This window comes from Paenibacillus sp. oral taxon 786 str. D14, assembly GCF_000159955.1.
Classification (GTDB): Bacteria; Bacillota; Bacilli; order Paenibacillales; family Paenibacillaceae; genus Fontibacillus; species Fontibacillus phoenicis.
This window is the reverse complement of record NZ_GG695970.1, coordinates 555,408-576,939: the sequence shown is the minus strand read 5'-3', so window position 1 is coordinate 576,939 and position 21,532 is coordinate 555,408. Positions and strand designations below refer to the sequence as shown.

Annotated in this window: 20 protein-coding genes and 1 pseudogene; 2 read left to right on the top strand and 19 right to left on the bottom strand. The window is 51.4% G+C overall.

What is annotated here, in order from left to right:
* Positions 1-22: 22 nt before the first annotated feature.
* From POTG_RS02700 to pxpB, 8 genes are all read right to left on the bottom strand, one after another.
* Positions 23-805: a LamB/YcsF family protein gene (locus POTG_RS02700; RefSeq protein WP_009223258.1), complete on the bottom strand. Its 783-nt coding sequence runs from the start codon at positions 803-805 to the stop codon at positions 23-25.
* A gap of 131 nt (positions 806-936) precedes the next feature.
* Entirely contained in the window at positions 937-2,364 is a 1,428-nt protein-coding gene (locus POTG_RS02695) for a UbiD family decarboxylase (RefSeq protein ID WP_009223257.1), read from the bottom strand.
* A gap of 98 nt (positions 2,365-2,462) precedes the next feature.
* Entirely contained in the window at positions 2,463-3,503 is a 1,041-nt protein-coding gene (locus POTG_RS02690; protein WP_009223256.1) for an ABC transporter substrate-binding protein, read from the bottom strand.
* Positions 3,504-3,594: 91 nt separating this feature from the next.
* Complete coding sequence (locus POTG_RS02685) at positions 3,595-4,401, bottom strand: ABC transporter permease (RefSeq protein ID WP_157273279.1); 807 nt, start codon at positions 4,399-4,401, stop codon at positions 3,595-3,597.
* Between the two features lie 19 nt (positions 4,402-4,420).
* Positions 4,421-5,197 (bottom strand): ABC transporter ATP-binding protein, encoded by a 777-nt coding sequence (locus tag POTG_RS02680; RefSeq protein ID WP_036643812.1) that lies wholly within the window; start codon positions 5,195-5,197, stop codon positions 4,421-4,423.
* 69 nt (positions 5,198-5,266) lie between these two features.
* The gene (locus tag POTG_RS25220; RefSeq protein WP_332306488.1) at positions 5,267-5,911 is read right to left on the bottom strand and encodes a hypothetical protein; all 645 of its coding nucleotides are present in this window, start codon (positions 5,909-5,911) and stop codon (positions 5,267-5,269) included.
* The gene (locus POTG_RS25215; RefSeq protein WP_332306487.1) at positions 5,865-6,287 is read right to left on the bottom strand and encodes a hypothetical protein; all 423 of its coding nucleotides are present in this window, start codon (positions 6,285-6,287) and stop codon (positions 5,865-5,867) included. Before POTG_RS25215 ends, POTG_RS25220 begins: the two co-directional genes overlap by 47 nt.
* On the bottom strand, positions 6,284-7,045 hold the full coding sequence (pxpB, locus tag POTG_RS02670) for a 5-oxoprolinase subunit PxpB (RefSeq protein WP_009223252.1): 762 nt from the start codon (positions 7,043-7,045) through the stop codon (positions 6,284-6,286). The genes POTG_RS25215 and pxpB overlap by 4 nt, the downstream gene beginning before the upstream one ends.
* Before the next feature lie 307 nt (positions 7,046-7,352).
* On the opposite strand from pxpB, the gene POTG_RS02665 reads away from it, so the two are divergent.
* Positions 7,353-8,144, top strand: coding sequence for an IclR family transcriptional regulator (locus POTG_RS02665; protein WP_009223251.1), 792 nt, complete (start codon positions 7,353-7,355; stop codon positions 8,142-8,144).
* Between the two features lie 67 nt (positions 8,145-8,211).
* Here the strand turns inward: POTG_RS02665 and POTG_RS02660 are convergent, their stop codons facing one another.
* The 7 genes from POTG_RS02660 to POTG_RS02630 form a co-directional block, all read right to left on the bottom strand.
* On the bottom strand, positions 8,212-9,264 hold the full coding sequence (locus tag POTG_RS02660; protein ID WP_009223250.1) for a UDP-N-acetylmuramate dehydrogenase: 1,053 nt from the start codon (positions 9,262-9,264) through the stop codon (positions 8,212-8,214).
* A gap of 162 nt (positions 9,265-9,426) precedes the next feature.
* Positions 9,427-10,149: a YebC/PmpR family DNA-binding transcriptional regulator gene (locus tag POTG_RS02655; RefSeq protein WP_009223249.1), complete on the bottom strand. Its 723-nt coding sequence runs from the start codon at positions 10,147-10,149 to the stop codon at positions 9,427-9,429.
* A gap of 153 nt (positions 10,150-10,302) precedes the next feature.
* Positions 10,303-10,719: a VOC family protein gene (locus POTG_RS02650; RefSeq protein WP_009223248.1), complete on the bottom strand. Its 417-nt coding sequence runs from the start codon at positions 10,717-10,719 to the stop codon at positions 10,303-10,305.
* A 71-nt stretch (positions 10,720-10,790) separates the two neighbouring features.
* Complete coding sequence (locus tag POTG_RS02645) at positions 10,791-12,347, bottom strand: ABC-F family ATP-binding cassette domain-containing protein (protein ID WP_009223247.1); 1,557 nt, start codon at positions 12,345-12,347, stop codon at positions 10,791-10,793.
* Between the two features lie 174 nt (positions 12,348-12,521).
* Entirely contained in the window at positions 12,522-13,511 is a 990-nt protein-coding gene (gene mgrA, locus POTG_RS02640) for an L-glyceraldehyde 3-phosphate reductase (protein ID WP_009223246.1), read from the bottom strand.
* Positions 13,512-13,592: 81 nt separating this feature from the next.
* Entirely contained in the window at positions 13,593-14,447 is an 855-nt protein-coding gene (locus POTG_RS02635) for an AraC family transcriptional regulator (RefSeq protein WP_009223245.1), read from the bottom strand.
* Between the two features lie 569 nt (positions 14,448-15,016).
* Positions 15,017-15,286, bottom strand: coding sequence for a hypothetical protein (locus tag POTG_RS02630; protein ID WP_050769665.1), 270 nt, complete (start codon positions 15,284-15,286; stop codon positions 15,017-15,019).
* A 188-nt stretch (positions 15,287-15,474) separates the two neighbouring features.
* On the opposite strand from POTG_RS02630, the pseudogene POTG_RS02625 reads away from it, so the two are divergent.
* Positions 15,475-16,702 (top strand): annotated as a pseudogene (locus tag POTG_RS02625) (aminopeptidase).
* 91 nt (positions 16,703-16,793) lie between these two features.
* Here the strand turns inward: POTG_RS02625 and POTG_RS02620 are convergent.
* The 4 genes from POTG_RS02620 to POTG_RS02605 all read right to left on the bottom strand — a co-directional run bounded on the left by POTG_RS02620 (position 16,794) and on the right by POTG_RS02605 (position 21,479).
* A complete protein-coding gene (locus tag POTG_RS02620; RefSeq protein ID WP_009223242.1) occupies positions 16,794-17,558 on the bottom strand; it encodes a MerR family transcriptional regulator in 765 nt (254 codons plus the stop codon).
* Positions 17,559-17,631: 73 nt separating this feature from the next.
* Positions 17,632-18,705: a Gfo/Idh/MocA family protein gene (locus POTG_RS02615; RefSeq protein WP_009223241.1), complete on the bottom strand. Its 1,074-nt coding sequence runs from the start codon at positions 18,703-18,705 to the stop codon at positions 17,632-17,634.
* A gap of 29 nt (positions 18,706-18,734) precedes the next feature.
* On the bottom strand, positions 18,735-19,838 hold the full coding sequence (locus POTG_RS02610; RefSeq protein WP_009223240.1) for a Gfo/Idh/MocA family protein: 1,104 nt from the start codon (positions 19,836-19,838) through the stop codon (positions 18,735-18,737).
* A 21-nt stretch (positions 19,839-19,859) separates the two neighbouring features.
* The gene (locus POTG_RS02605; protein WP_009223239.1) at positions 19,860-21,479 is read right to left on the bottom strand and encodes a response regulator transcription factor; all 1,620 of its coding nucleotides are present in this window, start codon (positions 21,477-21,479) and stop codon (positions 19,860-19,862) included.
* Positions 21,480-21,532 lie beyond the last annotated feature (53 nt).

Here is a 21,532-nt window from a genome sequence, read left to right as displayed (position 1 = left end):
CTGTTGTCCCCTCCTTCTGCGCTTACGCTTGTTGCCCCAGCGTGATCCCTACCGATTGAACCGTAATCCCTGCGGCGGTTAATGAACTGCGGATTTTACCAGCGAATTCGACCGCATGAATGCCGTCACCATGAATACAAATCGTATCCGCTTGGATGTCCACATCGACGTTCTGCTGCGACATCACTTTGCCTTCGGCAACCATCCGAATGACCTGTTTCACCGATTGCTCCTCATCCGTAATCAGAGCGTCCGGCAAACGGCGCGAGGTGAGCGAACCGTCGGATTGGTAAGTCCGGTCGGAGAATACTTCGCTCGCTGTGCGCAACCCGGCTTTTTTCCCGGCTTTGATCAACTCGCTGCCAGCAAGACCAAACAGAATCAACTCCGGATCTACCTTATATACTGCTTCGGCGATCGCCTCCGCCAAACCGGCGTTCCGTGCCGCCATGTTATACAAGGAACCATGGGCTTTGACATGCTGCAGCTTGGCCCCTTGCGCGCGTACAAATCCCCACAGCGCACCAATCTGATACACCACGATGTCATAAGCCTCTTGCGGAGACAGGTCCATATCGCGACGGCCAAATCCAACCAAATCCTGCAGCCCAGGATGTGCTCCTAAAGCCACTCCATGATCCAATGCCAGCTTCACGGTCTGGCGCATCGTCGCCGGGTCGCCGGCATGGAAACCGCAAGCGATGTTCGCGGAGGTGACGAATTTCAACACCTCGCTGTCTCTGCCCAGCTTATAAGCGCCAAAGCTCTCGCCCATATCACAGTTCAAATCCACTACGTTATTCATGCTGATGCTCCTCTCGCAATTCATTAATGGGATTAATTCATGACATTAACTATGAAACACGCCAGCCTCAAACGGCAGAATGAACAACGGAAGCCAATTCCTCCGTTTTCTGCCGGTTGAGGCTACATGCTTTAGATTTGCCAGTTGTTTTTCTCTTCTGCGGACAGTTTGCGCAGCGAAGCCAGATCGGCCAGTTCCACCTGCTCCTTCGGAACCACGGCCCGTTTCGGAAAGACCACAGGCGGCGCAGGTTTGGTGGCGTCTACAATCACGGCGCTGGACATACGCGGCGTATTCTTGCCTTCGGCGTTGTACTCCCAGTTCGTCGGAAGCAAACCGCCGGGACCGTTCCAACGCGGGATGACCAGCAAATCGCGCTCCGCATCAAACCGCGTGCCAATCGCCCAAGCGACCTCTTCCCCGTTAAACACGTCGATGTCCTCGTCCACGACGACGATATGACGCAAATTCTCCGGCTCGGTGTTAAGCGCTGCAAAAGCCGCTTTTTTTACGTCCGCATCCTTTTCCTTCTGAATCGACAAATAACAGTTCATCCGGGCGTAGAAAGGAACGTTTACCGTCTTGAGACCCGGTACGATTTTCTTCACTGTATGATAAATGCTGCCGGAACGCGGCACTCCGCCCACAACCAAATGCTCTCGACCGGAAGCGACGATATCTTGGAAGATCGCATGATTCCGGTATGTAATGCGTTTGATGCGGATCGTAGGTACCGAACCTCCGCCGAGATAATGGCCCGGCCATTCGCCGAACGGCCCCTCGCTGTGATCGTTATCCGGCAAAATCTCGCCTTCCAGAATGATCTCGGCATGCGCCGGGACGAGCAGATCGGACGTGTCCGCTTGCACCAGCTCCAAGGGTTCGCCCATTAACGCGCCAGCCGCTTCATATTCGCCACCGATCCCTTGAACCCGGGAAACCGCTCCCATGATAAAGCCGGGATGGTGACCTAGTGCGATCGCAATCGGAGCCGGCTTGCCTTGTTTTTTGTACTTTTTATAAATCAATCCGCCGTGGTGCGCACCAAGGAACCACACGCCCATGTCGCGTTCGTTGAAGATTTGGTGACGATAGATCCCAGCATTAATCAGCCCGGAATCCGGGTCGCGGATAATCATCACACCTGCCGACAAGTATGGCCCGCCATCCATCTCGTTGTGCACGGGAATCGGCAGCTTGGACAGGTCAACGTCTGCTTCTTCAATCACGTTTTCCTTCACTTTGGCAGCAGTGCGGTCTACGACCACCGGTTCAATCGGTTGCTGCAATTTCTCGCCATATACCCGTGGAATGTCCTGGACCTCACATCCCAAGTAGAGGGCGACGCGCTCGTACGAGGTCAACAGGTTGGAAATGCACGCCATTTGCGCGCCCTTCACCTTGTTGAACAACAAGGCAGGGTATTCGCCTTTCTCCGCCAATGCCGCAGCATAGGCGGTAATGCCAAAACGCGGATCAACCTCCGTGTCGACAAGCTTGACGCTATTCACATCAAATTGCGTTAATTGCCCGAGATAGGTTCTTAAATCTTTGGCCATGAGCGGATCGCCTTCTTTCTGTATTATCGTCGGTCGTGAAATAAATCGGGCGAAAACACACGGTCATCCGCGCGTTTTTCACCCGATCTTTATATGTCTTAAGGAAGTAACGAGAGGTCAACCGTATCTTCAAACGGGATTTCTTTATCGATGACGCCTGCCTCGATTTGTGTCTTCGTGACATTCTTCGCGCCTTCCTCAGTTACCTTAAGTCCTGCCGGCACTTTCGCCAGCTGATTTTTAACTGCCGTCTCCATGACGTCGGCTGGAATTTGGTCGAACTCTTGCAGCATTGCATCTACTGCGGAGGCCGGATCCTTCTGCACGCGCTCATTCACTTCATTGCTGACTTGAAGGAACCGCTTCATCGCATCCTGATTTTTCTCAACCCAATCCGTTTTCGCCATGACGGTAATTCCGGCAAAATCATACGGCGGATCGTACAGCACCCGGTAGTTCCCGGTAGCTAACATTTGCGAAATCGTAGGCTCGGACACCATACCGCCAGCAGCTTTGCCGCTTTCGATTGCGGCCAGCATCGTAGCGCCGCTGCCGCCATTGATGATTTGTACATCTTTGTCCGGGTCGATATTGGCCGCTTTCAAGCCTTCACGCAGCCCTGTGTCGGACAAGCTGCCTACCTTGGTTACAGCCAGCGTCGTTCCCTTCAAATCTTCCAGCTTCTGATACGGAGCATCATTCTTCACGACCAACGAATAACCAACGCCATTGTAAATTTCGCCGTAAGCTTTCACGCCAAGGCCGTTCTTTTGTTGTCTTAATACATGCTCATAAGAACCCAATACGATGTCCAAGCTACCGCCAACCAAGGCTTGTACCATATCCGCGCCGGACGTGAAGCTTTGCTTCTCGATCGTAATTCCGGCTTTCTCGTAAGAGCCATCATTAATCCCAATTTGCGCGATAATCGGCGTCATGCCGCCGCCCACCAGACCTACGCGAATCTTGACGTTTTCCGTTTGAGTTGCATTGCTGTCTCCTTCGTTAGTTCCTGTTGCCGCATTGCCGGCGCCTCCGTTATTACCTGCAGGAGCCGCATTGTTGTTGTTTCCGCAGGCGCTGACCAAAGCCATCGTCAAAACGAGCAGCGTTGCCAGAAGCATTTTTGTTTTTTTCATGTGATTCCCCTCCTTGAATAATTGCTTTCTTTCTAAATTTATGGTTGCTCCACGTTTATTTCATGGGATGAAATAATTTGGAGTTCAGCCCTTAACGGTATTTCAGCAACCGCCGTTCGACCTGAACGATAATTTGTTCCAAAACAACGGCGATAATCATGATGAGGACAAGGCCTGTAAAAATACCTGTCGTATCCAGCATGTTGGACGAATACGTGATGTAATATCCAAGCCCTCGGTTGGAGCCAACCAACTCGGCGATCACGGACCCGATCAAAGCCATGCCGATATTCAGCCGCAAGCTGGTTAGAATCCAAACCGTAATCGATGGAAGCACGACCCAGCGAAGCTTATGCGTCCATTTCGCCTTAAACGTGCTCATCATATCCATCAAGTCTTTGTCGATGTTGCGTACACCTTCATAAGCATTGTAAAAAGCTACGAAAATAACCATCGCTACAACCATCAGAATCTTCGAGGTCATCCCGATCCCAAACCAAACGATAAAGAGCGGTGCCAGTGATACCCGGGGCAAGCTGTACAATGCCATGATGTACGGATACACCCATTTTTGAAAAATCCCACTGAACGCGAGCAGAATCCCCAGCAATGTACCCCCAAGCATCCCGATAATGAGACCTACGATGGATTCCTGCAGCGTAATGCTCATGTGGAACCATAGATCCCCGCTTGCGGTCATGTCGATAATCCGCTTAATAATCAGGGACGGCTTGCTCAGCCAAAAAGAATTAAACGCCGTACCCGATAGCAGCTCCCATAATCCGATAATGACGATAAATACGACCAATCTGCCAATCCATACGGTGGTGCTGCGATTCCCGCGTCCAGCCTTAGGGGAAGGAGAGCTTGCCGATGGTGCCGATGTTTTTGTTGCCATATTGATGATTCCTCCTCTCCTATTCCCCGTCAGACATTTGGGCCCAAATTTCTTTCTGCAGCTCCTTGAACTGGGGATCAAATCGGATGTCGTAAAATGGGCGCGGCCGCTGCAAATTCACTTTAAACTCCGCTTTGATTCGTCCCGGCCGGGAGGTCATCACGATCACCCGGTCAGAAAGTGCAATCGCCTCTTCGATATCGTGGGTGATAAAGAGCACGCTTTTGCCGACATTTTCCCATAGCTGCAGGAATTCTTCCCCAATCTTCACCCGGGTTTGCGCATCGAGCGGTCCAAACGGCTCGTCCATCAAATAAATTTCGGGGTCGTAAGCGAAGGTCCGCGCCAGGGCTACCCGCTTGCGCATCCCGCCCGATAGCTCCTTCGGATGGTAACTGCTGAAGCCATCAAGTCCAACCATTTTCAACAACCGGTTCGCTTCTTCCAGTTGCTTGTCTTTCACGAGCCCTTTGATTTCTAAAGGTAGACGCACATTGTCGATGACGCTTTTCCACGGGAGCAACGCATCGTTTTGAAACACCATTCCGACCTGGCTTGGCACGCCCTGGATTTCCTGACCATCCAAAAAGGCATGGCCGCCGGCCGGCTTCAGTAACCCGGACACCACCTTCAGCAAGGTCGATTTTCCACAGCCGCTCGGACCTACAACAGATACGAACTCGCCGTCTTCCACTTTGAGCTGAACGTTCTCCAAGGCAACGGTGCGTTGGCCCTTGGATTCGTATTCAACGCGCAAATCCCGAATTTCGAGTTTTGGATGGCTTTTGTTCTCCATCATTCATTCCTCCATACTGAATTTTCCATTCCTGCCTGTCTGATTATGCATGCCGGTCCAAGTCCCTGATCAGAATTTGCGCCCCGAAACCTCCAGCTGATTTAGACCCTCTCGCAGCGTTTGGATTGAGAGTTCCCGCTCGATCATTTGCTGCTGTGCCTCTTCCAAGGTGATCTTCCGGAATCGCACCCGAGCCCCTAAGCTGGCCTGTGCTAGCAGCGGCAAATCTACACTCGCGACTTGCGCAATTTTAGGATATCCTCCGGTTGTTTGGCGATCCGCCATCAAAATGATTGGGTTCCCGTCAGGTGGTACCTGCACAGTTCCCACCGTCACGGCCGAGGAGATCATCTCTTTCGATTGCTCCAGCTTTAACTCCCGGCCTTTGAAACGGTAACCCATCCGGTCGGACTGCGGCAAAACCGCAAATTCCTCTTGCCATAAATCGTGACGGCTGGATTCTTGGAACAATTCGTATTCTTCTCCAGGAATCAGCTGCACGGTTGGATTTGCAGCATATTTCGGAAGCATCTGCGGAAAGACCGCCCATCGGCTGACCGCACCGCTATCCTTGCTCGCCTCTCTGGCGAGTAAACCAAGAAAATGGGAGCCAAGCGGACTGATTTCCCCCAGCGTCAACCGGTCGCCGGCTGCAAGCGCCCGGCCTTCATAACCGCCGATGCCTGCCCGCAAATAGGTCGAACGGCTGTTCATCTGAACCGGAACATCGATGCCCGCCCCCCACCGCCAGGTATGCGCGGCAGCCTAGCTTAGCCGGACCGAAGGTCAGCGTACTTCCCTTAGGCGCCAGAACGGTTCTCCATAACGGAACGGGTACACCGTTCAGCTTAGGGGATAAATCACCTCCACAAAGCGAGATCAGCGTCGTTTGCTCGAAGTGGATTACGGGACCCAGCAGCGTAATTTCGAGCCCGGCCTCACCTTCCGCATTCCCAACCAGTAAGTTCGCAATGCGTAGGGCGAATGCATCCATGGCACCGCCAACGATCACACCATACTTCTGGACACCAAACCTTCCCAAATCCTGAACCGTGGTCAACAATCCGGGCTTTTCGATCAAGAGACTCATCGCTCCAACTCCTCCCATGCTTCAAATTGTTCACGGGTGATCGAGTAAAAGCGGACGATATCTCCCGCCTGCAGCAAGGTTGGCGGCATTTGCTGAGGCTTAAATAATTCGATTGGAGTTTTACCGATTAACTGCCAGCCGCCAGGAGTGTCTATCGGATAAACTCCCGTCTGATCTCCGGCAATCCCAACGGTTCCGGCCGGAATGGACAAGCGAGGTGTTTCCCGGCGCGGGGTGGCAATGAGTTTGGACATTCCTCCCAAATACGCGAAGCCAGGAGCAAAACCAAGCATATAAACTAGATAATCCGCGGATGTATGAATGTTGATCACATCTTGAGGTGTTAGTCCATTGCGGAAGGCTACCGTTTCTAGATCCGGGCCCCACTCCCCTCCATAGCAAACGGGAATTTCAATGATTCTGGCTGGTGATGCATTAACGTCTCGCAGTGTGTGAAGCAACTCGGTCACAAGCTCTTCAGCTAACTGGTATGGGGTCAGTGTGCGAGCCTGGTCCTCCTGCTTCTCAGCTTCTTCCAAGAGCTTCATAACGTCATAATATATGGTTACCGACGTAAAAGCCGGAACGGTCTCGATCATCCAAGGAAAAGGGTGATGCTCCAAATGTTCCGCCAACTGCCTTACCTTTACATGTGTACTTTTTTGAATTGAATCACCAAACGTCACAATCAACGCCGAATCTCCGAGTGGAGTGATGACGGGAAACTCAGCAGGTGACGGAGAAAAAGTCATGTCCATCCTCCCATCCGAATTTCGGACTCTCTATACCGATTTACGAATTTCTTGCATATGATCATTTTGTTAGTTAATTCTAGAAAAATCAAGATTTTTTCCGTTAAAGCGTTAATGACATAACAAGTTTTTAATACTGTTCCGAAATTCGGATCACATCATCCGAAAATCGAATGCCAATATATACGATCATTATAGTCGGGATTGGGTAAAAATCAAGCATTATTTTCCGTTAGCGTTTTTGGTTTTCAACAATCTTCCATTCGTTGTATACTAATACAGAATGAACTAGAGGCCATGCAGGAGGCATAACGTGCAAAAGAATACAAAACACAAGAACAAAACCGTGGTCAGGTCCATGGATCTGCTTCAGTTATTCCTGACCCACCCCAAGCTGAATATCAGTGAAATGGCCAAGTTATCAGGAATCCCTAAAACTTCAGTGCTGCGCATGATCGGATCATTGGAAGAAATGGGATTCTTAAAAAAAGATGCAGAAGGTTCTTATTCGCTAGGTCTACTCTTTCTTCAATACGGCAACCTGGTAGCCGAACGCTTAGATATCCGCCATATCGCCCTTCCGGTCATGCAGCGGTTGCGTGACGAAATTCAGGAGGCCATTCATCTCGTGCTGCGCGACGGGAACGAAAGCATTTATATCGAGAAGCTGGATACGGATCACCCCGTACGGCTATTCACCAAAATCGGACGGAAAGCCCCGCTGTATGCCGGCGCTTCATCCCGCATTATTTTAGCTTTTATGCCTGAGGCAGAACGCGAGGAGTATCTAGAGGCCACGAAACTGCAACCGATTGCCTCCGGCACGATCACCGACAAAGCGCAACTGCGTCAGATCCTGGAGCGTTCCCGTCAGGAAGGCTACAGCTTTAGCCGTTCTGAATTGGAGAACTACACGGCAGAGTTAAGCGCTCCGATCTTTGATCATACCGGGCAAATTATCGCAGCACTCAGCGCTGCAGGTTTGGAGGTCCAGTTTGAGGAAGAACGCATTCCTGAACTGGTCAAGGAAGTACAGCAAGCAGCCAACGAAATTTCTCGCAAATTAGGTTGTACCCAGCCCATACCGGTTGCGGTGAGCCAATAATTCATATTTGAAAAAGAACAAGCCCGTCCCGGCGACTGCCGGAGACGGGCTTTGAAGTAATGAACGTTTATTCATGTTGAAGTAAAGTGGCCTGACCTTCAATGATCACGACCTCCGGTTCAGGAACAAAACCATAATGCCGATCAAAGGCGTCCTGTACATGACGAATTAATTCAATGACATCCGCCGCGGTCGCCCCACCCACATTTTGAATCACATTGCCGTGAACGGGCGAAATCCGGGCATTGCCGCGCTGAACCCCTTTTAAGTTGAGACGGTCCGCTAGTGCACCAATCGGCTCGCCAACGGAATAGTTATTTTTGAACACCGATCCGCAGGAAGGATACGAGAAATGCATCTTCCCTACGCGGTCCTGAATGATTTTTCGCATCGGAGTTAGCTTAGGGTCTTTTTCCCCTGTCCCTTCCTTTGCCTCCAGCCATGTGATGAAGTGCGAAGCAAACTCCGGTAATCGATGAGATGGCAGTTTTCCTTCCTGAAGCGCAGCCAGCTCCGGGATCGACGTCAAAGCGGTAGCCTGAGTGGTTGAACTGAGCTTAAACTCAGCGCCAACGATGAACCAGCGGGTTCGATTGCGTTGGAACACCGATTGTTTATACCCAAATTCGCACGCCTCGCGGCTGATGGTTTGAATGGTGCCGGGCTGCCTACAATCGATATAATGAACATTGACCAACGTATCGCTGATATGACGGTCAAAATATTTGGCATTCATATAAATCCCACCGCCCACCGTTCCCGGCAGCAAAAAGGTAAAATCAAAATCAGCAATCCCCAAGCCATACCCGATCACGGCCAACATCGACATCGGCACCCCAGCCGAGACGTAAAGCCGATCGCCCTCGAGCTTCACCTCAACCATTTCCCGAGTTGTCAGAAACAATGCATCGGGATCCGGCTGATCGGGAAACAGCAAATTGGATCCTCCGCCAAAAAAGATCGGTGATATGCCGCGGCGATACGCCAATTCCAGCAACTCTTGCAACTGCTCTACTGAATGAGGCGTTCCCACAAACCGGGCCTCTCCCCCGATTTCATAAGTCGAATAACGGGACAACGCCTGCTGCGTTCGCAGTCCAGCCAAATTCCAGCTTGTCATACAAAGCCCCTTCCTACCTGCTTCCTAAACAGTAATGTATATTATGTCGTTGGGCGATTTCAGTGTTAATAAATCGTTTCGTGTTTGACGAAAGACAACCAAAAACGGGCTGAAAGAAGAGTCCTTCTTATCAGCCCGTTGTTCATCGCCTCGTCCGAGGGCTTAATCCGAAAATTCCACATTGTGATAAACCTGCTGCACGTCCTCCAGATCCTCCAGCGCGTCGATCAACTTCTCGAACTGCGCTTCCACTTCCTTGCTCGGCAAAGTGACATAGTTTTGAGGCAGCATCGTCAGTTCCGCTACCGTAAACTCCGTAACCCCGGAGTTCTTGAGCGCTTCTTGAACGGCATGGAATTGATCGGGTTCGGCATAAACGATCACCGACTCGTCCTCTTCGATGATATCCCGCACCTCAAGATCGGCTTCCATCAAGATTTCAAACACTTCGTCAATCGATTTGCCTTCCATCCCGATGACGGCTGTTTCGTCAAACATATAAGAAACCGATCCGCTTACGCCCATGTTTCCGCCGTTCTTGTTAAATGCGGAGCGTACTTCTGGTGCAGTACGGTTTACGTTATTCGTTAATGTATCTACAATGACCATCGCGCCGTTAGGGCCAAAGCCTTCATAACGCAACTCTTGATATACTTCATCCGTAGCGCCCTTCGCCTTATCGAGAGCCCGGTCAATGATCGCTTTCGGTACATTGTACGTTTTCGCCCGTTCAAGAACGACCTTCAAAGCGCGGTTCGATTCCGGATCCGGCTCGCCTTTCTTGGCGGCAACATAAATCTCAACGCCGAACTTCGCGTAGATTCGACTAGTGTTCGCGTCTTTCGAAGCCTTTTTCTCTTTAATATTATTCCATTTGCGGCCCATACTCTTCCCACTTTCTTAATAATCTACCCAACTATTATAACCAACAACTTAGTTGGCGGCAATGAATGCTGTACGCTTAAATGGCTGTGGATGAACCCGCAAGATTGCAAAAATGCCCTATGTGATTCACATAGGGCATTGGATGATACTTCTTTATTCCGATGGCACAGCGCTTGAATCCATAAATACGATTTCCCAGAGATGGCTGTCAGGATCCTGGAAGCTCCAGGTATACATAAAACCATGGTCAACCGGATCGCTGTAAGGCTTCCCGCCCGAGGCGAGCGCTTTGTTCACGATTTGGTCCACTTGGTCACGGCTCTCGGCCGACAAGGCGACGATAACCTCCGATTGGCCCGTGGTATCCGGAATTTCTTTCTTCGTAAACGATTTGAAGTACTCCTCCGTCAGCAGCATGGCGAAAATATTCGGTCCAATCACCAAACAAGCCGCCTTCTCATCGGAAAATTGCGGGTTAAACTCAAAGCCAATAGATTGAAAGAAATTCATCGATCTCTGCAAATCTTTTACGGGAAGGTTTACAAAAATATTACTCAAGCTTACGGCCATCGGATCACCTCGATTTCAAATTTAAACCAATTATACCTGAGGCAACCCTAAATTGCTAGATTACGACTAGATTAGATCATCTTGGTCGTCCAAGATTCACAGTTCCACGTCTCCGTGACAACGTCGCGGTAAAATTCCGGTTCGTGGGAGATTAACAGAATACTGCCTTTGTAGGCTTTAAGCGCACGCTTCAACTCATCCTTGGCATCGACGTCCAAATGGTTTGTTGGTTCGTCGAGCACGAGCAAGTTCGTTTCTCGGTTAATTAGCTTGCACAGGCGTACCTTCGCTTTCTCGCCCCCGCTCAAGACGGCGATTTTGCTTTCGATATGCTTCGTCGTCAGGCCGCATTTCGCTAGAGCAGCACGAACCTCAAACTGCGTAAACGACGGGAACTCGTTCCAGATTTCCTCGATGCACGTATTGTAATTGGCATCCTTCATCTCCTGCTCAAAGTAGCCGATTTCCAGAAGGTCACCGAGATGCACTGAGCCGGAGATTGCCGGAATTTGTCCCAGGATGCTGCGAAGCAGCGTGGTTTTCCCGATACCGTTTGCGCCGACGAGGGCGATTTTTTGCCCGCGTTCCATTCTTAGATTCAGCGGCTTCGATAAAGGTGAGTCGTAACCGATAACCAGGTCCTTCGTTTCAAAAATCAACTTGCCAGATGTCCGAGCATCTTTGAAATTAAATTGCGGTTTCGGTTTTTCTTTGGCCAACTCGATAATTTCCATCTTGTCCAGCTTCTTCTGGCGGGACATCGCCATGTTCCGCGTTGCCACGCTCGCCTTGTTGCGTGCCACGAAGTCTTTGAGATCGGCGATCTCCTGTTGCTGGCGTTTGTATGCCGACTCTAACTGCTGTTTTTTTGCCTCATACACCTGCAAGAAGTTATCATAATCACCGACGTAACGGTTCAGCTCTTGATTTTCCATGTGGTAAATCAGGTTGATGACGCTATTCAGGAACGGGATATCGTGCGAAATGAGAATAAACGCGTTCTCATATTCTTGCAAATACCGCTTCAGCCATTCGATATGCTGCTCGTCCAAATAGTTGGTAGGTTCGTCTAGCAGCAGAATGTCTGGTTTCTCCAGTAAGAGCTTGGCCAACAATACCTTCGTCCGCTGACCCCCGCTGAGGTCGTTAACGTCTCTTTCGAGCCCGATATCCGTCAAGCCCAAGCCCCGAGCGGTTTCCTCAATCTTGGCATCGATGAGATAGAAATCCTGATTCGTGAGCGTGTCTTGAATCGTACCTACGTCCTCCAGCAGCTGCTCCAACTCTTCCGGCGACACATCCCCCATTTTGGCGTACATCTCGTTCATTTCCTGTTCCAAATCGAACAGATATTGAAACGCCCCGCGCAGTACGTCGCGGATCGTCATTCCTTTCTCCAGCACGGCATGCTGATCGAGATAGCCAACGCGTGTGCGTCTAGCCCACTCGATTTTGCCTTCGTCCGGCTGCAGCTTGCCCGTAATGATGTTCATGAACGTCGATTTACCTTCACCGTTGGCCCCCACTAAGCCAACATGCTCGCCTTTTAACAAGCGAAAGGATACATCGTTAAAAATAGCCCGGTCCCCAAATCCGTGACTCAGCCGCTCTACATTTAAAATACTCATGGAGATTTAACACCTTTTCTATATGAATTATGGTTAAAAACATTCGGATGGTTATCAAAGGGTACACTCGACCTATTATACTGGTTAAGCAGGGTAAAGCTCAATACGGCGGGGAAATTTAGTAGAAAAAAGCGCCGTCCCGAAAGTCCTTCGGGCGACGCCTGCGAAAATGATTTAAAAACCTAAAATTTCGTCGATCTTGCGCAACTCCTCTTGAGTAAACGACCGATTCGCCAATGCGCCAACCGCATCCTCGATTTGGCTCACTTTGCTGGCGCCGATCAGTGCGGATGTCACTCTACCGTCTCGCAGCACCCAGGCCAAGGCCATTTGCGAGAGCTTCTGCCCTCTTGCGGCGGCCAGTTCGTTCAGCTGCTTGACTTTGGCAATTCGCTCTTCGTTTACATCCTCCGGACGAAGGAACACGCTAGGACCGGCAGCGCGGGAATCCGGGGCGATTCCGTTCAGGTAGCGGTCGGTCAGGATGCCTTTCTCCAGCGGGGAGAACACGATCGAGCCGATGCCTTCTTCCTCCAAGACATCCAGCAACCCTTCTTCGATCCAGCGGTTCATCATCGAATAGTTCGGCTGATGAATCACCGCCGGGGTGCCCAGCTGTTTTAAGATTCGGGACGCTTCGCGCGTCTCTTCCGGACGATAGTTGGACAACCCCACATACAGTGCTTTCCCTTGTCGTACGATGAGATCAAGCGCGGCCATCGTTTCTTCCAGCGGCGTGTCCGGATCGGGACGATGATGATAGAAAATATCCACATACTCCAGCCCCATTCGCTTAAGGCTTTGATCGAGACTTGAGACCAGATATTTTTTGGATCCCCATTCCCCATACGGCCCCGGCCACATATAATATCCCGCTTTCGTCGAGATGATCAGCTCATCGCGATACGGACGCAGATCTTCACGCAGCACCCGTCCGAACGCTTCCTCGGCCGAGCCTGGCGGCGGTCCATAGTTGTTCGCTAAATCGAAATGGGTGATCCCAAGGTCGAAGGCTCTGCGCAACATGGCGCGCCCATTCTCGAGCACATCGATGCCCCCAAAATTATGCCATAGGCCCAGTGAAATGGCTGGAAGTTTCAACCCACTCCGGCCCGAACGGTGGTATGTCATCGTTTCGTATCGATTATCAGCTGCTTGATACATTAATGCTTGTCCCTCCTTCAGTCTATATATGTCCAATATAATGCACGGGGAGCGACTTACCTATATCAGCATGGATGATCTCTATGGCATAATGTCTGATTTTTGCCATTGCTCGCGGTAGTCGGAAGGCGAGGTGCCTACCGTTTTTTTGAACATTTTGGAGAACAATAAAGCATCCTGATAACCCACAGAACGCGCCACTTCCGCGATGGAATAATGACCGTTGCGCAGCAGGGCGCAGGCTTTCTCCATTCGATACTTCAGCAAGTATTGCTGAGGCGGCATTCCGGTAGCCCGCTTAAATAAAGACGATAAGTATTTCCGATCCAGACCGACGATCGCAGCCAGCTGGCCGACGCTCATTTCCTCACTATAATGACTGTGCAGAAAATCAAGGCAACGATGAATGTACGCATCCTTGGCTTGCGTCCTTGTCGAATCCGCATCCCCTGATGCAGGGACAAGCTCCACCAGCAGGGTCATAAACTCATACAGCAACGTTTGCAGGCGCAAATCGCGCGTCGTATTCGATTCCTCTGCTTCGTTAAGCAACTCATACAGTTGCGGCATCAAATGCGTATCCATGGGAAGTACAGGCGATGCCGGGGTCAACCGGGTACGGCTTAAAATCTCCGCCACCTGTTCCCCGTTGAAGCCGATCCAGGAATACGTCCAAGGGTCCACCTCATCCGCTTGATAGAAGATGACCCGTTCAGGATAAGCGAGAAAAGCTTGCCCGCCGGTCAGCTCGAAGGTTTCTCCCTCAACTTTCACAATCCCTCGTCCTGAATGGATAAAGTGAATTTTGTAGATATCACGGACACCCGGGCCAAAGGAATGAAGCGGAGCGCACCGTTCTTTTCCCCAATAACACAAATACAAGTCCGGTGACTCGCGAAACGGCCGATCCGGATTATAATGAAAAATCGCTCCCATGATCCATCCCTCTTTACTCGCTTCAATTTCGGTAATCTAATCTATTTGAATTAGATTATATCATCGAGTTAGGTTGTTTCTAGGACATGGGTTGTTTATAAGACATAGGCTGTTTCTAGTCATACGCTGTTTCTAGCACATACTGTGTTCGATTAGGTATAGTACGGCAATCACCATTAGTAAACATAATATTTATTACGTAAATTATAATATGATCGCACGACCCCACTCGACTCAATTATTCACGCACTTACTCATCATATAACTGCAAAAATACAGTTTTTATAGGGGCAAATCGCCGTTGCCTCAGAAATTCCTGCAAAAGTGCAGGCTTTTTGCGCCAAATTCCCCAATCTGAGCAATATCGCGAAAAATAACTGTACTTTTGCAGGCTTTGCCCGCAAAATCGAGATATTCTCGAAAATACCTGCACTTTTACAGTTTTCCGCTTCGGGGATAAAACATCTATCGCTGGAGGGCGCCCCCCTCCCTTCATAACAACCAAAAAGCCGGTCCGTCCCCATCTTATCAGGGGTACACCACCGGCTTTTTTCCCATACACCAGTTCTTCAAGAATGTAATTGGTTTTCCACTTCCGCCAATGCCGCTTGGTCCTCGGCTAGATCCTCTTTGGCCCGCTCCATCGGCTCGGGATTCATCCGGCCGTCGGTTTGGGCGATGGCGTTTTCCGCTTTTTCGATCGCATTGCGGGCACCCTCCACCGTTTCTTCACGAGGATGCGATTGAGCTTGGGTTACTGCGCGATGCGCTTTTTTAACCGACTGCTGTGCAAGTGAAATCGGATTTTGAGATTGCATGCTGGAAAATGGATTTTCCATGTTCAGTTCCTCCTCAAGCAATGATGAGGTTAGGATGTGAAACTAAAGCTCAAATCATGCACAATCCATTGGATATCCGCGATGGAACCCCTGAGTTTTCCGGCTCTTTCTTTTTCACTCCCCTCCGGTTCGTGCTACAATAAGTTTTGTTTGGTTTGAAAAACTGTGCATACTGGAGGATTACATTGATGGAAGCTTTCGAGGTACTTCTTGAAAAATACGCCGAATTGGTCATCCGGGTCGGCGTGAATATCCAGCCCGGCCAAAACCTGATGCTGACAGCACCGCTGGAAACGGTGGACTTCACCCGCCTGCTGGTGGCCAAAGCCTACGACGCCGGAGCCAAATACGTCCACGTCGACTGGGAAGACGAGCAAATTACCCGCATCCGCTACGAGCATGCCACGGACGAATCCTTGTCCTACTATCCGCAGTGGCTCGCGGATATGGCGGAACAGTTCGGAGAGGAAGGCGGCGCGATCCTTCGGATTAAGGTACCGGATCCGGAGCTGTTCCGGGGCATCCCTTCAGCCAAGGTGTCTACCGCAGTCAAAGCGGCAGCGAAAGCGCGGGAGAAGCATTCCGCCCAAACACGCAATAACCGGATCACCTGGTCGCTGATCAAAGCACCAACGAAAGCTTGGGCAAACAAAGTGTTTGCCGATTTGCCCGAAGAACAGCGGATCCCGGCCATGTGGGAAGCCGTCTTTCAAATGAACCGCGTTGACCGCGTGGATCCGATAGCCGCCTGGCACGAGCATATCCAGCAGTTGAAAGAACGGCAAGGGCATATGAATGCCAAACGGTACAAAAAGCTGCATTACCGCGCACCGGGCACCGATCTCCAAGTCGAGTTACCAAGGCCATCTATGGCTGGGAGGAGGGGATTACAATGAGGCGGGGAACTATTTTGTCGCCAATATGCCGACGGAGGAAATCTATTCGATGCCGCACCGTACCGGGGTGAACGGGACCGTAGCCAGCACAATGCCGCTGAATTTGAACGGCCAACTTGTCGAAGGCTTAACGCTGACGTTCAAGGATGGTAAAGTCGTAAGTTTCGACGCCAAATCCGGACGGGAGCATATGGAGAACCTGCTCCAAACAGACGAGGGAGCCAATTATCTCGGTGAAATCGCCCTGGTGCCGCATGACTCGCCGATCTCAAGACTAAACCGGATCTTTTATAACACCGGGATTGACGAGAACGCATCTTGCCATTTCGCCTTGGGCAGCGCTTATCCGGTAAATATCGAAAACGGCGCCAAGCTAAGCAAAGAAGAGCTGCTCGCTAGAGGAGCCAACGTCAGTCTAACACATGTAGACTTTATGATCGGCTCCGCCGAGCTCAACATTGACGGCGAGCTGGCCGACGGGACGATCGAGCCGGTATTCCGCAACGGGAACTGGGCGTAAGGCGTAGGTCGTAGGGCGTAAACCTTAAACCACACCCTGCTCCAACAAAAAACAGCTCTCCTCCCCGACAAACGGAAAGGAGAGCTATTTCTTATGATTTCATCCCGGTATAGATTTGAATCGCATCCCGCAGGAACTCAGCCGCACCCGGCTGATCCTTGTCGTAATAAGCTTTAAAACGCTCATCATCGACGTACATTTGCGCCAGCCCGGCATGGGCTTCCTTGCTGTAATCACTCCAGTAGAACGTCAACCACTGCTTGTGCAAATCTGCGGCCTTCTGCGCAAGTTCACCGGCGGGATCGCCCGTCTTGATGGCTTCGGCTAACGTGGCTTTTACTTCGTTCTCCAGCTGCGTCACCTTTTCGTATTCCTCTTTGGTCATATTCATCAGCTTCCGATTGGATTTCTCCACCGTGTCTACCCCATATTTTTCCCGGATCTCCCGGCCATATTTACGCTCGTTCTCCTCGATCAACTGCTTCTTGAAGCCTTCAAATTTTTCTTGATCTTGCATCGTGATTCTCCCTTCATGCGACGCGATCGTTTTTTCCACATTGGCGATTAATGCGTCGAGTTGCTTGCGTTTGTCAAGGAGTTGATTCCGATGTTCTTTCAGCGCGCGGGTACCGTCGAATCCGGGATCGGTGACGATGGACCGGATATCTTCCAAACTAAGGCCAAGTTCCCGATAGAATAAAATCTGCTGCAGCAGATCGACTTCCCGACGACCGTAAATGCGATATCCCGACGAGTTCGTTCTGGCCGGCTTCAGTAGTCCGATCTCATCGTAATAACGCAGCGTCCGGGTACTGACCCCTGCAAGATTCCCCAGCTTCTGAATGGTGTATTCCACAAGCTCACCTCCTGACAACACTCATGATAAACGTTGACGTAACGTGAAGGTCAAATCTTTTTTCAAGGAAAATTTAGGCCCAGCTCGGACGTGCAGCAACCACCGTTTCCCCAGTAAGCGCCGCCCGTTCAATCATCATTCCGAGATAATGATCCTGTGCAGCTTCCCACAATCCGTAAAACTCCGGCCCGCCTTGAACATACTCACCCATCTTCATCAGGCAGGTCGCAATCGCCAGCTCATCATCATATAATCTAGCCGGCGCAAACGGATTGGTATACAGCCACTGCTCCCCGCAGAGAATACCTTGCAGAAAATATCCCTCCTGGTTCTCCAGCTCGCCCTTATTCACCCGTTTCAGCTCCAGTTGCAGCGGGGTGGTATCTTCCTGCTGAATGAATACCCGCGAATCGAAGATTTCACCGCGTTCGCCGCGGACACAGCAATGATTGGAGCGAATCCAGGAGCGATGCTGATCGCGGGTAAAATCATAGATCCCCAACCGGTCGCCGAAATCAAGCCATGCCAGTTCTCGTAACGAAGGGACGAGCCGATCCTCCGTAGGCGGACCGCTGCGTGTTGGCCCCTGTACCCAACTTGATTCAAACCGCATGGCGCGAATCCGCACTTCCTCAAAAGAAACTCCCAGCAGCCGGCGAATCAGACTGACACCGTGGTATAAATGGGAGATAGAGACGGTTGCTTCGGTAATCCGCCCCAGCCGTCCCGTTTCGATCAACTTGAGTCTGGCCTGCTGGATCGGATGTAAATGATATTGCTCCGCCACCTGGATCTTTGCGCCGCTTTGTCCAAGCTTTGCATACAGCAGTTCGAGTCCCGCAAGGTCGGCTGCCGGCGGGGTTTCCGAGAGGACGGGAATCCCCGTTTCTGCGAGCTGCAGCAGGTAAGGCAGCATCTCCGAGCCGCTCACCGACAGAACCATAAAATCCTGCTGCTCTTGCTGAAGCAGGGCCCTCACCGAGCGGTACGTCCGCACGCCCCATTGCCGCTCCATCGCCAACGCCTTCGCTTCGTCGCGGACGACCAGGCCGCCGATTTGGAACCGATCCGGCATCGCCTTGGCAATCCGTAAATAATATTGGGCACGAAAGCCCGCTCCGCCGATGATGCTAAATGTGATGGCCATGCCAGATTCCCTCCTCCATGATCATAGACTCAAGCCTGTTGGTGAAACCGAGGTGCTCGGCCGATAATACTCTCCCGTGAATAATAGATCGAATCTTTGGACAACGGCAACATAACCGGCTTCCCGGTTGCGGCAGATTCATATATCGCCATGATCAGCTCGATCGTGTTTCGCCCCTCGTTCCCGTCGATCAGCACCTGCCGAGAGCCCGTTTCAATGGCGCGCAGCACATCGTCAATTTGCCCGGCATGCCCGGTGTATGGCAGCGGTGCGACCTCCTCGGCTGCTCGTTGGATTTCCGCCTCCAGATCTGGATTCCGCCTCGGAAATCCGCCGTCCCCTTCCTCCGAGGCATACAACTGCCATGGAATTCCCACCTTAGCCCGCTCCCCCTGAAAAACAAGCCGTTGCTCTTCGCCATGATGAACGACGGAACTGGTCACTTGAGCTAAACCGCCGTCTGCATACTCCAAGACCGCGATGGACAAATCCTCGACCTGGGAATTCCGGTGCGAAGTATTGGCGGTGACCGCGTGGACTCTAGATGGCATCCCTCTAAGCCATAGCAGCAGGTCCAGATGATGCACCGCGTGGTTCATGACGCAGCCTCCGCCTTCATTTTCCCATGTCCCCCGCCATTCCACATCGTAATAGCTGCGGCCGCGCCACCAATAGGAATTTGCTTCAGTGTGGACGATGCGGCCCGCTAAACCGGCATCGATCACCCGCTTCACCCGGCGAATCGGATCATAAAAGCGGTTTTGCCCCACGACGGACAAGAGCGCCTGGCCTTGAGCTGCTGCCTCCAGCATCCGATCACATTCGGACAGCGACGGGGCCATCGGCTTTTCCACCAGGACATGTTTGCCTGCCAGCAGAAAATCCGACGCAATGTCTGCATGGGTAGATGGCGGCGTACAAATCGATACTAAATCCACCGAATCTAAGTTCAACACTTCCTTGTAATCCGAATAGACCGCGCAATCCAGGCCAAAACGCTCTTTGAGCTGGTACGCCTTTCCTCCGCTCCGATCGACCAGCGCCGTGATCCGGCAACGGTCGCTAAAGCGGGCAAACGCCTCAAGATGGGTACTTGCAATCGACCCAGTGCCGATGATGGCGATGTTAATCATGATTTCTCTCTCCCCTGTGTCTTATTTGATCAGATCCGTTGGACTCATGCCGGTGATTTTTTTAAACAGTGTGCTGAAATAAGGCACGTTCTTATAGCCGACCTGTTCGGCCACCTCATAAACGAGCATATTGCGCTGCAGCAGCAGCTCGCGTGCTTTTTCGATCCGAACGCGGGTTAAATAGTTGTTGAACGTTTCGCCGGTTATGTTTTTGAAGATGATGGACAAATGGTTGCGGGAAATGTAAAGCTTCTCCGACAACTCCGCCAGCGTAATGTCCTCAGCATAATGCTCGTGAATATAACCGGTCATGTAATCCACCACCTGCCGGTGCTTGCTGTTCCCCCGCCATTGGCGGCTGCTGCAGATCAGCGTAATTTTATCCGACAACCATTCGGTGAGCTGCTCCAGACCGGTTAAGCCCACCAACTCCTTGGTGATCTGCTCTTCAGGTACAAGATCATTCAGCAGAACTCCCGTTTCATAGAGGCAATACGTAAATACCCCCCACAGCTCGCAGGCAAAAATCTGCACCGTTTCAGGGGTCATCGCCTTCTGCAGCTCCAGCCGGTTCATGTAATCGGCCACTAGCTTCTTAGCATCGGCTTCCTGGGACGCCTTTAATGCAGAAGCCAATTCCACATAAAATTTCACTGAAAATAAACTCGCCGCTGCCGTTTTTCCGTCTTCTTCGTCCTGATAGGCATATAACGCATACGTAGAATCCCGCCGCCCCAACCTCATGTCGATGGCCCGGAACGCTTCCTCCGTTGAATCCGGGATGTGCTGCCATTGCGGCTTGACACCCCCAATTCCGACGCGGACGACCAGCTTGAGATAGCTTTTGATCGCATCAATCAGCTTTACGCCCAGCTCATGCAGCTTTCTCTCCAGCAATTGCTTTGGCTCATCCGGACGCGGGTGGACGATCAAGACAGCCCTTGTGCTGTGCAGCTCGGTATATTCCACGGTCCCGAACCTTTTGCGGGCCACCTCGCAGACAATATTGCTGATCGCAAAGCGGAACAGGTTCCAGTCCGACAATGAAAATTGGCCGACGCGCGCATCCCGGACGAGATCGATACCAATCGTCACGTGCCGATGATCCGTCCAATATCGATAAGGCTCCGGCAAACGCCCTGCCTCGCGGTACGAGCTGTCCAGCGTTCCGACGACCGCAGAGCGGACCCACTCCTTCTCGATGAACGGCTCATACAGACTCAGCTTCCGCTCCATCTCGCCCTGCTTCCGGCGAATCTCTTCCTCCTTGGCCAACTCATCGATCACCTTACCCAGAATCGACTTCAGCGTTGGCATGCTGATCGGCTTGGAGACATAATCGCTGACATTAAAGCGCAGCGCTTGGCGTGCATGTTCGAAATCCGAATAGCCGCTAAAAATAATGACCTTGCCGTCATACCCTTCCTTCCGCAGCTGCTCAATCATATCAATGCCATTCATCGCCGGCATATAAATGTCCGTGATGACGATATCCGGATTCGTTTGCCGGACTACATCCAGCCCGTCCTTCCCGTTCTGGGCTTCCCCAACCCAGGTCGCCCCGAGTTGTTCCCACGGAATCGCCCGTTTCATCCCTTGCAGCACCTGGCGTTCATCATCAATGATGGCGATTTTCCACACCCTCAACTACCTCCTTGACTGTTCTCCTCCAAGATGTCTTAGATGTTCTGGCA

Excerpts from the sequence above, each read along its gene's own strand:
- POTG_RS02700 (WP_009223258.1), bottom strand. The coding sequence starts at position 805 with ATGAATAACGTAGTGGATTTGAACTGTGATATGGGCGAGAGCTTTGGC.
- POTG_RS02695 (WP_009223257.1), bottom strand. The coding sequence starts at position 2,364 with ATGGCCAAAGATTTAAGAACCTATCTCGGGCAATTAACGCAATTTGAT.
- POTG_RS02690 (WP_009223256.1), bottom strand. The coding sequence starts at position 3,503 with ATGAAAAAAACAAAAATGCTTCTGGCAACGCTGCTCGTTTTGACGATG.
- POTG_RS02685 (WP_157273279.1), bottom strand. The coding sequence starts at position 4,401 with ATGGCAACAAAAACATCGGCACCATCGGCAAGCTCTCCTTCCCCTAAG.
- POTG_RS02680 (WP_036643812.1), bottom strand. The coding sequence starts at position 5,197 with ATGGAGAACAAAAGCCATCCAAAACTCGAAATTCGGGATTTGCGCGTT.
- POTG_RS25220 (WP_332306488.1), bottom strand. The coding sequence starts at position 5,911 with ATGAACAGCCGTTCGACCTATTTGCGGGCAGGCATCGGCGGTTATGAA.
- POTG_RS25215 (WP_332306487.1), bottom strand. The coding sequence starts at position 6,287 with ATGAGTCTCTTGATCGAAAAGCCCGGATTGTTGACCACGGTTCAGGAT.
- pxpB (WP_009223252.1), bottom strand. The coding sequence starts at position 7,045 with ATGGACATGACTTTTTCTCCGTCACCTGCTGAGTTTCCCGTCATCACT.
- POTG_RS02660 (WP_009223250.1), bottom strand. The coding sequence starts at position 9,264 with ATGACAAGCTGGAATTTGGCTGGACTGCGAACGCAGCAGGCGTTGTCC.
- POTG_RS02655 (WP_009223249.1), bottom strand. The coding sequence starts at position 10,149 with ATGGGCCGCAAATGGAATAATATTAAAGAGAAAAAGGCTTCGAAAGAC.
- POTG_RS02650 (WP_009223248.1), bottom strand. The coding sequence starts at position 10,719 with ATGGCCGTAAGCTTGAGTAATATTTTTGTAAACCTTCCCGTAAAAGAT.
- POTG_RS02645 (WP_009223247.1), bottom strand. The coding sequence starts at position 12,347 with ATGAGTATTTTAAATGTAGAGCGGCTGAGTCACGGATTTGGGGACCGG.
- mgrA (WP_009223246.1), bottom strand. The coding sequence starts at position 13,511 with ATGTATCAAGCAGCTGATAATCGATACGAAACGATGACATACCACCGT.
- POTG_RS02635 (WP_009223245.1), bottom strand. The coding sequence starts at position 14,447 with ATGGGAGCGATTTTTCATTATAATCCGGATCGGCCGTTTCGCGAGTCA.
- POTG_RS02630 (WP_050769665.1), bottom strand. The coding sequence starts at position 15,286 with ATGGAAAATCCATTTTCCAGCATGCAATCTCAAAATCCGATTTCACTT.
- POTG_RS02615 (WP_009223241.1), bottom strand. The coding sequence starts at position 18,705 with ATGGCCATCACATTTAGCATCATCGGCGGAGCGGGCTTTCGTGCCCAA.
- POTG_RS02610 (WP_009223240.1), bottom strand. The coding sequence starts at position 19,838 with ATGATTAACATCGCCATCATCGGCACTGGGTCGATTGCAAGTACCCAT.